This is a genomic window from Methanophagales archaeon (assembly GCA_021159465.1).
Classification (GTDB): domain Archaea; phylum Halobacteriota; class Syntropharchaeia; order Alkanophagales; family Methanospirareceae; genus G60ANME1.
Genome location: JAGGRR010000100.1, coordinates 1 through 9,861 on the forward strand (window position 1 = coordinate 1; position 9,861 = coordinate 9,861).

9 protein-coding genes are annotated in these 9,861 nt (G+C 46.2%); all 9 read left to right on the plus strand.

Translation table 11 applies throughout. The features are described from left to right. Positions 1 to 460 precede the first annotated feature (460 nt). Positions 461 to 1,579 carry a radical SAM protein gene (locus tag J7J01_04990; protein MCD6210235.1) on the plus strand — a complete coding sequence of 373 codons (1,119 nt, stop codon included), beginning with the start codon at positions 461 to 463 and terminating at the stop codon, positions 1,577 to 1,579. A 51-nt stretch (positions 1,580 to 1,630) separates the two neighbouring features. Then, positions 1,631 to 2,392 (plus strand): DUF92 domain-containing protein, encoded by a 762-nt coding sequence (locus J7J01_04995; protein MCD6210236.1) that lies wholly within the window; start codon positions 1,631 to 1,633, stop codon positions 2,390 to 2,392. A 55-nt stretch (positions 2,393 to 2,447) separates the two neighbouring features. Further along, positions 2,448 to 3,449, plus strand: a complete 1,002-nt coding sequence (locus tag J7J01_05000) for a U32 family peptidase (protein ID MCD6210237.1) — start codon at positions 2,448 to 2,450, stop codon at positions 3,447 to 3,449. Further along, positions 3,446 to 4,459 carry a U32 family peptidase gene (locus J7J01_05005; protein ID MCD6210238.1) on the plus strand — a complete coding sequence of 338 codons (1,014 nt, stop codon included), beginning with the start codon at positions 3,446 to 3,448 and terminating at the stop codon, positions 4,457 to 4,459. Before J7J01_05000 ends, J7J01_05005 begins: the two co-directional genes overlap by 4 nt. Before the next feature lie 30 nt (positions 4,460 to 4,489). Continuing rightward, positions 4,490 to 4,858: a DUF5402 family protein gene (locus J7J01_05010; GenBank protein MCD6210239.1), complete on the plus strand. Its 369-nt coding sequence runs from the start codon at positions 4,490 to 4,492 to the stop codon at positions 4,856 to 4,858. Between the two features lie 155 nt (positions 4,859 to 5,013). Continuing rightward, on the plus strand, positions 5,014 to 6,612 hold the full coding sequence (gene atwA / locus J7J01_05015) for a methyl coenzyme M reductase system, component A2 (protein ID MCD6210240.1): 1,599 nt from the start codon (positions 5,014 to 5,016) through the stop codon (positions 6,610 to 6,612). A 49-nt stretch (positions 6,613 to 6,661) separates the two neighbouring features. Next, positions 6,662 to 8,263: a methyl coenzyme M reductase system, component A2 gene (gene atwA / locus J7J01_05020; GenBank protein ID MCD6210241.1), complete on the plus strand. Its 1,602-nt coding sequence runs from the start codon at positions 6,662 to 6,664 to the stop codon at positions 8,261 to 8,263. 4 nt (positions 8,264 to 8,267) lie between these two features. After that, the gene (gene mcrC / locus J7J01_05025; protein MCD6210242.1) at positions 8,268 to 8,882 is read left to right on the plus strand and encodes a methyl-coenzyme M reductase I operon protein C; all 615 of its coding nucleotides are present in this window, start codon (positions 8,268 to 8,270) and stop codon (positions 8,880 to 8,882) included. Between the two features lie 84 nt (positions 8,883 to 8,966). After that, positions 8,967 to 9,861 (plus strand): class I SAM-dependent methyltransferase (locus tag J7J01_05030; GenBank protein ID MCD6210243.1); only part of this gene is annotated, 895 nt, incomplete at its 3' end.

The window sequence follows — 9,861 nt, forward strand, 5'->3', positions numbered from 1 at the left end:
AATTTTTTGATGTTGTGGTTGCAGATTACAAGGTGCCCGGGATGAATGGCATAGAGTTCCTGGAAATGATCAGGAGCGACGACAAATTCGGTAATATACCTTTTATCCTCTTCACCGGTGCCGGTGGACCGGGAATAGCAAAATAGGCTCTAAAGCAAGGCACTGCAGGTACATTACAAGGAGTGGTGACCCTGCAGTTCAATCTCACAAGCTGGCAGTGGCTATATACGAACTGGCATTGGAGAGGAGAAAGGAGATATAGCAAGGATAAAGAACCACCGTACATAGGAAAACCTGTTTTGTTTTTGTATATGTATATGTGAATGTGAATTATATTGTTTCATTTCGACATTAGTATGCCTAAGGCAACGGGGGATTATATAATATAATCGCTTATCTACTTGATATGAATACAAAAAGATAATTTTATATGCGATACCCGCCTTCAAGAAGAGAGGGAATGATGAATGCTAAGGAGTTAGAGTTGAAATCATGGATAAGAGAGCATAAAGATGAGATTTTTGCAAATGATGCCGTAGGAACCGGCTGTTTCAGCTATTTGCCCGGTGAGGTCGTATGGGCAGTTACAAAGGAATGCAACTTGCGGTGCAAACACTGTTCAATCAGTGAAGAAGCGCCCGGGGAGCTCAGTACAGAGGAAGGCTTTGAACTGATCGAAGAAGCGGCGAAACTTGGACCTGTCAAATTCGCATTCACAGGTGGAGAGCCGCTATTGCGTCCTGATATATATGAACTCATCGAATATGCTGCATCATTTGATATGCAGGTGGTGATGGCGACAAATGGAACGCTGATAACAGATGAAGTGGCGAAGAAGTTGGTGAGAGCGGGGTTGGAACGTGCTGCGATAAGTATTGACGGCTCCGGGCGCGCACATGACCTCTTCAGGGGTGTTGACGGTGCTTTTAAAGCCACGATTCGGGGACTCAGGGCATGCATGAATGCTGGACTTGACGTTCAGCTATTCTCAATGGTTACGAGACATAATTACAACGAGCTACCAGGGATAATCAAGTTTGCCGATTCAATGGGACTCTGGAGAATCTATCTCATATATCTAATCGCTGTAGGTCGGGGTAAGGAGATATCTCATGTCTGTTTGTCTCCTGTAGAGAATATGAAATTCTTCGAGTTCGTACTTGAGCAGCAGAAGAATGTCCGGGTCTGGCTTAAACCAATATGTAATCCACAATATTGGGCTTATCTCCAGTCAATGGGGCTTGTAGATGGAAACAAACCTCAATTCACAGGCTGTACTGCCGGTCTCACTCGCTTCCATATCTTCCCTGATGGTGATGTGGCGCCATGTGCGTATCTGCCTGTGACGGCGGGCAATGTAAGAGAGGATAAATTCCTAGATATCATTCGTAACGCGGAGGTCTTCAAGGCACTGCGTGAGAGAAGGCTAAAGGGTAGATGTGCAACCTGCCGATACAGAGAGACTTGTGGTGGTTGCAGGTCACGAGCTTATGCCGTTTCCGGTGACTATCTCGCTGAGGATCCTGTCTGTATGCTCCATGACGAGGATGTAGATGAGGGTGGGAGTGAGTGTGAGTGAGCGGGTAGAAGAAGGAAAAGATATATACATGGTAGCTCTATACCAAATCTTATGGTCATGGAGGAATATCTATGGGTAACCTTAGTTACACTTCTGGTTGCCCTCTCAGCGGTGATATATGCGTATGTGAGGCGAAAGATAAACACCGCTGCTTTCCTCGGCACTCTCGCACTTGGCGTTGGTATTCTGATAACGCTCAGATTGCGATACAGCTATTGTGGATTGCTTGTACTACTTGCTTTCTTCCTGTTTGGGAACCTCGTCACGAGATACAAATATGAGAAGAAAGCTGCACTTGGCGTTGCTGAATCAAATAAAGGTATGCGTGACATAAATAACGTACTTGGTAATGGGCTATCTCCATTAATATTTGCTATCTCCTTTGCCCTATCGCGTAATGTCCTCTTCTTAATTGGGTTTTCGGGCTCCGTCGCCACCGCCTGCGCTGATACGTTCTCAACAGAGATAGGACAGGCAGACGGCAGACCGAGATTGATTACAACGTTCAGGCGAGTGCCAGTGGGGACGAATGGAGGTGTCAGCCTACCCGGCATCGGTGGTGCACTGCTCGGCTCTGCTTTAATCTCGCTCATATCGCTCACCTTCCCTTTGAACCTGGATATAGACAAACTGACTTTATTCACCATCTGCTTCATCTCAGGGTTCATAGGTTCTCTGGCTGATAGCGTGCTTGGTGCAACACTCGAAGATCGAAATCCATTTAAATTGAATAAACATCACGTGAACATCATGGCAACGTTATTTGGTGGTATTCTCGCTATCTCAATTGCTTACCCAATATTAATCTATTGAAGAGAAGATACAATATTTTAAATTTAAATACTGATATTATTTAGTCTATTATAAAATGCGATTGATGATTCCGCATCCCGGTCATTTTGAAGCTTTGAAGGAGATAATAGAAGTTAAAGAATCAGAGGGTTTGAATGAAGTAGAAGAAGTCTATATGGGTGGCTCGCCAGAGGTGATGGGCAGCGGAAGAGGGGTGCTCCACGCACCTCTTATTGATGAGATCCGGGAACAGACTGAATATGCACATCAACATGGCATCAGGATGAACATCGCTCTGAATTCACCATGCACCGGTGGGCATCATCTGACTTTCGAGGGTTATAAGATGTTTGAATGGTATTTCGGAGAATTGAACAAAGCGGGGGTAGATGGCGTTATAGTTGCGGAGCCTTATCTCGTGGAGTTACTGCGTGAATTCCCGATGAAGACGATTGTATCCTGTTTGGCTTATGTGGATGCGCCACAGCGTGCCCGGTTATTTGAGGAACTTGGTGCTGATGTGATAACCGTAGATACAAATATAAATCGCCATTTCTCTACGCTTGAGGCGATGGTAAAAGCGGTAAACTGCGACATCAAGGTGATAGTGAACGAAGGCTGTCTGTACAGGTGCCCTTTTCGATATTCACATTACAATCTCGCATCCCATCTCAGCAGCTTAAATCAGCCCAAAACACCCCTCTTCGCTCCTGATTTCTATTTTGACAAATGCATTAATATCCGCTTGAGAGACCCAACGCAGATCATCAGGTCAGCATGGATAAGACCTGAGGACCTGAAGGAATACGAAGCTATTGGAATAAATAGCTTTAAACTCTCAGGCAGGACAAAGGCAGTGAACTGGATAATAAAATGCATGCGGGTATATTCCCGAAGGTCGTATGATGGCAACCTACTTGAACTCCTGGATTGCCCTCAGATGCTCCGTTATGTCTTTTATTTTGATAATAATAAGCTCGAAGGGTGCATAGAGCAATGGAAGAGCTGCGATAAGCATTGCCACGAATGTGGTTATTGCGATGAACTCACAGCAGAGGTGTTGACCAGCATCAAATGAGATTGATAGTTCCACATCCCGGACATTTCGAAGCGTTGAAGGAGATAATAGAGTATAAAGAGGAGAAACGGCTGGCAGACGTGGATGAAGTTTATATGGCGGGCTCACCGCAGGTGATGGGTAGCGGAAGAGCGACACTGCATGCCGCACTTATAGAAGAGATCAGGGAACAGACTGCATATGCACATCAACATGACATCAAGATGAACATAGTGATGAATCCGTCCTGCCTGGGTGGTTATCACCTCACCTTTCAGGGCTACAAGCTCTTTGAATGGTATTTTGGAGAGCTGAACAAGGCGGGTGTGGATGGTGTTACGGTAGCGGAGCCATATTTAGTGGAACTGCTGAGAGATTTCCCCATGGAAACTGTCATCTCCTGCGTCTCTCATGTAGATTCACCACAGCGAGCAGAGTTCTATGAGGCGCTTGGCGCTGATGGAATCACGGTAGATACGAATATAAACCGCGATTTCGATACGCTGGAGGCTATAATGAGAGCGGTAAATTGTGATATCAGGGTAATAGTGAACGAAGGCTGCCTTTACAAATGCCCATTTCGATATGCCCATTTCAACCTCTTCTCGCATATAACTGCTGCTTCCGGTGCAGGTGCATGCGCACAGCCATTAAACACCTTCGGTGATTATTACTTTGACAAATGTATATCTATACGGGTTCGTGACCCTTCACAGATCATCCGGTCACCATGGATAAGACCGGAGGACATTGTGGAATACGAGAGAATAGGGATAGAAGATTTTAAGATATCGGGACGTGCAAATACAGTAGCGTGGATAACAGCCTGTATGGAGGCATATTCACGAAGGTCATATGAGGGTAACCTGCTTGAACTCCTGGATTGCCCATCAGAGCTCCGTTATATCTTTTACATTGATAATAAGAAGCTTGAAGGGAGTATAAAACAATGGAAGAGCTGCAATAAGATGTGCGATACTTGCCGATATTGCGATGAACTGACGAGTAAGGTATTGAGTGTGGAGAAATAAATATTGAGGAGGTATAGAGAGGGTAAGGCGATGAAGAAGGAAATAATTGCAGGCAGGAAGAAGCTGGAGGATGAATTGAAAGCCCTTTTAGGCAATATCTTCGTTCCGGAAGCGAAAGTATTCGGGATGGTATGTGGTTGCACTGGCCTCGCTGCCGATCTGAGAGGACTGAAGAGCGATGACGTTGTGGTATTCCGAGATAAGATAAACGCGATTCTGGAGGATATAAGCAGGTCAGTGGGTGTGGAGCCTGAGTTCATCTATGCGAGGAAATTACCGGGCTCAGATGAGGTCGTAACGCTCACGGCGAGGGAACTATGTACCCGTTGCAAGCGCGAATTTGCAGGCTCAAAGGCTGCTCCTCGCCCCGATATAATGGTGCTCAAGAAGCGAACCTGAAAAATATAGAAAGTTTTTTAAATGGGAAGTACAATTTAATAAATGTTTAAATGAGATGTGGAAAAGTGCAGTTAATTATTATATAGTTAGGCGGTTTTATTTAAGTTTAACATTAGGAGGCAGAGTGAGAGATAGGGAGCAGGAGGTAAGAGAAGATGGTGGAGGACGAGATATTCATTAAAGTTAGGAATGTCAGTAAGGAGTTCAATGGCAAGCCGGCGTTGAAGAATGTGAGCTTGGATATAAAAGAGTTGGAGCCTTTAGGGCTCCTTGGTAAGAGTGGTTCAGGGAAGTCGGTATTATTGCGTATGCTCAGAGGAACTGAGGAATATGCACCAGATAGTGGCGAGATTATTTATCGGGTAGCGATGTGCCCCTCGTGTTCATGGATAAATGGACCGAGCAAGGTAGGGACTCCTTGTAACAAGTGCGGAGCAGAGTATGAGTTGAAGGAAGTGAACTTCTGGAAGGATAAACGAATGCGGAAATTATTGAAGGGCGCAATTGCTATCATGTTGCAGCGAAGTTTCGCCCTGTATAGTGATGAGTCGGTTGTGTGGAATGTACTGGAGGCACTGGACAGGGCGGGTTACCCGAAGAGCAAGAGGATGAAGAGGGTGTACGAGCTGCTGGGTGCGGTGAAGATGCTGCACCGTGTTAACTTCCCAGATACAAGGGACCTCAGTGGTGGAGAGAAACAGCGGATGGTACTTGCAAGACAGTTAGCCCTGGAACCTATTCTGCTACTGGCTGACGAACCTACTGGAACTCTGGACCATGAAACTGCTCGCGTTGTGCACCGCGCATTGATAGATAGTACAAAGGGTGGAACCACATTACTCGTCACCTCTCACTGGCCTTATGTGATTAGAGAACTGACGGAGAAGACAGCGTGGCTTGAGAATGGCGAGCTCGTTGCATACGGCGATACAGAGCAGGTGGTGAACGATTTTGAGAAAGAAGTAGGAGATATAGAGCGAGAGGAGTTCAAGAAGTTCGGGGAGCCGAAGATAAAAGTGGAGAACCTGAAGAAGTATTACTATTCCGCGTCACGGGGTGTGGTAAAGGCAGTAGATGACGTCTCTTTCATCGTATACGAGAATGAGATATTTGGGATAGTGGGGCATAGTGGAGCAGGGAAAACGAGCTTAATGCGGATTGTGAGTCATTTAGATCCAGGCACAGGCGGTGGAGCGTGGATACGAAGCGGTGATAGATGGATAGAGGCATCGAAGGCTGACGTTGATACTTTTATAGGACCAGGTGGGGCGATTATGGGTGGTACGACAGATTGGAAGGCGCATTTTGTGGGTGTACTGCACCAGGAATATACACTTATTCCAAAACTCACGGTCTGGGAGAACCTTACGCATGGCATAGGTATTGATATGCCCGAGGATCTTGCACAGATGAAAGTGAGGTTCATGCTGAAAGGAGTGGGATTTACCGAGGAGGAGATAGATGAGATATTACCAAAGACGCATCTTGAATTGAGCGTGGGTGAACGTCAAAGGATACTTATTGCCCAGGTATTGATGAAAGAGCCGGAGATAGCAGTGCTTGATGAGCCTACCGGGACGATGGACCCTGTGACCAAGAAATACGTGGCTGAGACGATATTGAAGGCGAGAGAGAACCTTGGTATCACTTTCGTGATAGTGACACACGATTTAGACTTTGCAAAGAAGGTATGTGACAGGATAGCGTACATGAAATCGGGTAAAATAACGAAGATAGAAGATTTGAGAGCTTAGATATATTTTTATAGTCCTATTTAAATTATAAGAAAAGAAGAGTGGGAAAATGAGCGAAGTAGAAGAAGAGGAGCCGTTTGTGATAGTCCGTGATGTCTGTAAGACATTCGACGGCAAAGAGGTCTTGAAGAATGTAAGTGTGGAGATAAGAGAGGGGGAATCGCTTGGGTTGCTTGGCAGGAGCGGGGCAGGAAAATCAGTCTTGCTTCATATGCTCCGTGGGAGTGAGGAATATGCACCCACTTCTGGTGAGATAATTTTCAGGGTAGCTATGTGCCCTTCTTGCGGTTGGGTGGCGTCACCGAGCAGGGTCGGTGAGCCATGCAGTAAATGTAATGAGAAGCTGGAGTTAAAGGAAGTAAATTACTGGAAGGACAAAGAGGGGCGTAAGAAGGTGAAGAAAGGCGTTGCTATCATGCTGCAACGGACTTTTGGACTATACAGTGATGATACAGTGATGTACAACGTTTTACAGGCACTGGAGAGCAGGAATTACCCCCCTGCAAAGCGGTTCAGACGTGCATATGAGCTCCTGAAAGCGGTGAAGATGCTGCATCGTGTGACTTTCCCCGCCGCAAACCTCAGTGGGGGTGAGAAGCAGCGAGTGGTGCTGGCAAGGCAACTTGCATTGGACCCCATGCTACTCTTAGCTGATGAGCCTACCGGTACACTTGATTATGAGACTGCAAAACTTGTACATAAAGCGCTTAAGGAGAGTACACATGGTGGCATGACACTGGTGGTCACCTCTCACTGGCCTTATGTTATTGAAGAGCTAACTGAGAAGACTTTATGGCTTGACCATGGAGAGGTGGTGAAATACGGCGATTCGAAGCAGATAGTAGAGGATTTTGAGAAGCAGGTGGGCAAGATAGAGCGCGAGAAGTATATGAAAGTTGGGGAGCCGAAGATAAAGATCGAGCATTGCAAAAAGTATTACTATTCCGTCTGGCGTGGGATGGTGAAGGCGGTAGACGATGTCTCACTCACGATATACGAGAATGAGATATTTGGACTTCTGGGTAAAAGTGGAGCAGGGAAGACGAGTTTGGCTCGTATTATAGCGCAGATAGATCCGTTAACAGGGGGTTCGGTTAAGATACGGGCAGGAGATAAATGGATAGAAGTAGGGCGAGTTGCGGAGACCGGAGTATGGATTGCATGGGGTGCAACCACGCCTGGAGTAGGTGAGCAGGCAGCTACGCGCGTTGCCATGTTGCATCAGGAATACACGATGTACCCGGAGAAGACGGTGCTGGAGAACCTTACAAGCTGTATAGGTGTTAAGATACCAGAGGAGCTGGCACGAATGAAGGCGAAGTTCATGCTTGAAAGTGTGGGATTCACAGAAGATGAAGCGGAAGAGGCCCTGTCTAAGGACCATACTCAGTTGAGTGCAGGAGAGAGACAGAGGATAGCAATCGCACAGATACTGATGAAGGAGCCAGCAATAGCGATACTTGATGAACCCACGGGAACAATGGACCCGATAACAAAGAAGTTCGTTGCCGATTCTATAAGAGCCGCACGGGAGAATCTGGGTATGACATTCCTCATCGTATCGCATGACCAGGATTTTGTTAATATGGTCTGCGATAGAATCGCACACATGCAGAATGGACGGATAGTGAAGATAGAGGATTTGAGGTAAGGTAATGCCAGTAGGTAGAGAGACCCAGCTGGTGGCATGCAGGAAAGGTCAGGGGCTTGGATTGGGAGGGGGTATTGCGCAGCGAGGAACATTCGCGAAAGCGTTGAAAAACGATGTAATAAATATTGCGATGTCTCCCGGTTACAGGCATGTTCCAAAGCCTGTATGTGAAATAACCACAGAGTTGAGGGACAGAGGTATAAACGTAGGCGAAATAATATTGAATGCTGGCGATGGTACACCCGCAGATGCACCTTCAGGTGGTGGGCATGGTGTCGCATTTGGGCTGGAGCCGAAGGAGATAGAGATAATAGGGCAGCATAAGCTCGCCCTATTGAATCATGGCAATGTCAAGCAACATTTCATCTATAAAGTGCGATTCGTGTTGGCGAGGATAAACATACCGGCTATTGTACTCTGCCAATGTCCCGTGGATTACAAAGACTTCGAGCAAATAGAGGTGAGTACGAGATTCAAACAGGGTAAGACGCCAGGAAAAGTTGTAGAGATTGTGAGTGGAATCGTGAGGCACGAGAGCGTGCCACAGAGTAAGCTGGATGAGATAACGAGCAAGGTGAAGATGTGTCTACGTGAGATTGAAGAAGGCAGGTTCGGGTGAGGGATAATATAGAATAGAGTTCTTCAGGCAATATCTCAAAGTGAATAAACAAATATGTTAATGCCGGGGGCTTGACGGTAGAGGATGCAGCTGAACGAGTTACTGGGGATAGGGAACTTTATGCTGGTAGAGAGCAGCTATGTAGAACAGCGGTGGCTAGCAAAAACGCTTGATTACATGGGTAAGGTGAAAAGAGCGGATGTAGCGGAATTGCTGCGGATATATGACGAGAGTAGCGCACTTATAGGTATTGCGATACATGACAGGGAGTTAGGTTTCTGGATTATATTCACCGATTTCATCGCAGATCAAAGAGAGAAAGAGGAATTTAATACACTCGCAGCCGATATGGAGGGTGATAGAGAACGTGATGTGGAAGTGAGCAGGAAGTCGTTTCGTGAGGGTGTGATTGAGTTTTATTCCACCAGCCTGGTGAACCGATTATTCTGTGATTGTGATATAAAGGAGGAGAGTTTTTATTCACGTGCGAGGATAGAGACGTTGAAGAAGCTGCTGACCATATTTATAGGGGAAGCCCTTATCGGCGATACAATTGAGATTGGCTGTGGTGCTGGTGAAGCGACAATAGCACTGCATGAGCTGGGCGTCTTTCCCATCACTGTGGATATAAACAAATGTGAGATATGCAGGGGGCTGGAGGAGGGGGTGCTTGAGCCCAGGAAGAGCATCGTACTTGATTGCTCTCTTCTTTCCTCGTTCTTCAGTCGGGAATTTGACGTCGTGTTTGGGTTTATGGTTGGGAAACTAACACCCTATGAAGTGTTCAATTGGGAGAAGGTCTTAAGAGAAGTGCCAAAGGTGTTAAGGAAAGGGGGGAAAGTCCTGTTCACTGTTTCGAGCGAGGAGGAAGTGATGATTCTGAATGATATACTGAAGAATGAGTTTGAGGGTGAGATAAAAGAGAATAAAGAAAGTAATGGCTATTTCGACCGCTGGCTTTATACAGGTACTTTGTCAG

Excerpts from the sequence above, each read along its gene's own strand:
- J7J01_04990 (MCD6210235.1), top strand. The coding sequence starts at position 461 with ATGATGAATGCTAAGGAGTTAGAGTTGAAATCATGGATAAGAGAGCAT.
- mcrC (MCD6210242.1), top strand. The coding sequence starts at position 8,268 with ATGCCAGTAGGTAGAGAGACCCAGCTGGTGGCATGCAGGAAAGGTCAG.
- atwA (MCD6210241.1), top strand. The coding sequence starts at position 6,662 with ATGAGCGAAGTAGAAGAAGAGGAGCCGTTTGTGATAGTCCGTGATGTC.
- J7J01_05005 (MCD6210238.1), top strand. The coding sequence starts at position 3,446 with ATGAGATTGATAGTTCCACATCCCGGACATTTCGAAGCGTTGAAGGAG.
- J7J01_05000 (MCD6210237.1), top strand. The coding sequence starts at position 2,448 with ATGCGATTGATGATTCCGCATCCCGGTCATTTTGAAGCTTTGAAGGAG.
- J7J01_04995 (MCD6210236.1), top strand. The coding sequence starts at position 1,631 with ATGGTCATGGAGGAATATCTATGGGTAACCTTAGTTACACTTCTGGTT.
- J7J01_05010 (MCD6210239.1), top strand. The coding sequence starts at position 4,490 with ATGAAGAAGGAAATAATTGCAGGCAGGAAGAAGCTGGAGGATGAATTG.
- atwA (MCD6210240.1), top strand. The coding sequence starts at position 5,014 with ATGGTGGAGGACGAGATATTCATTAAAGTTAGGAATGTCAGTAAGGAG.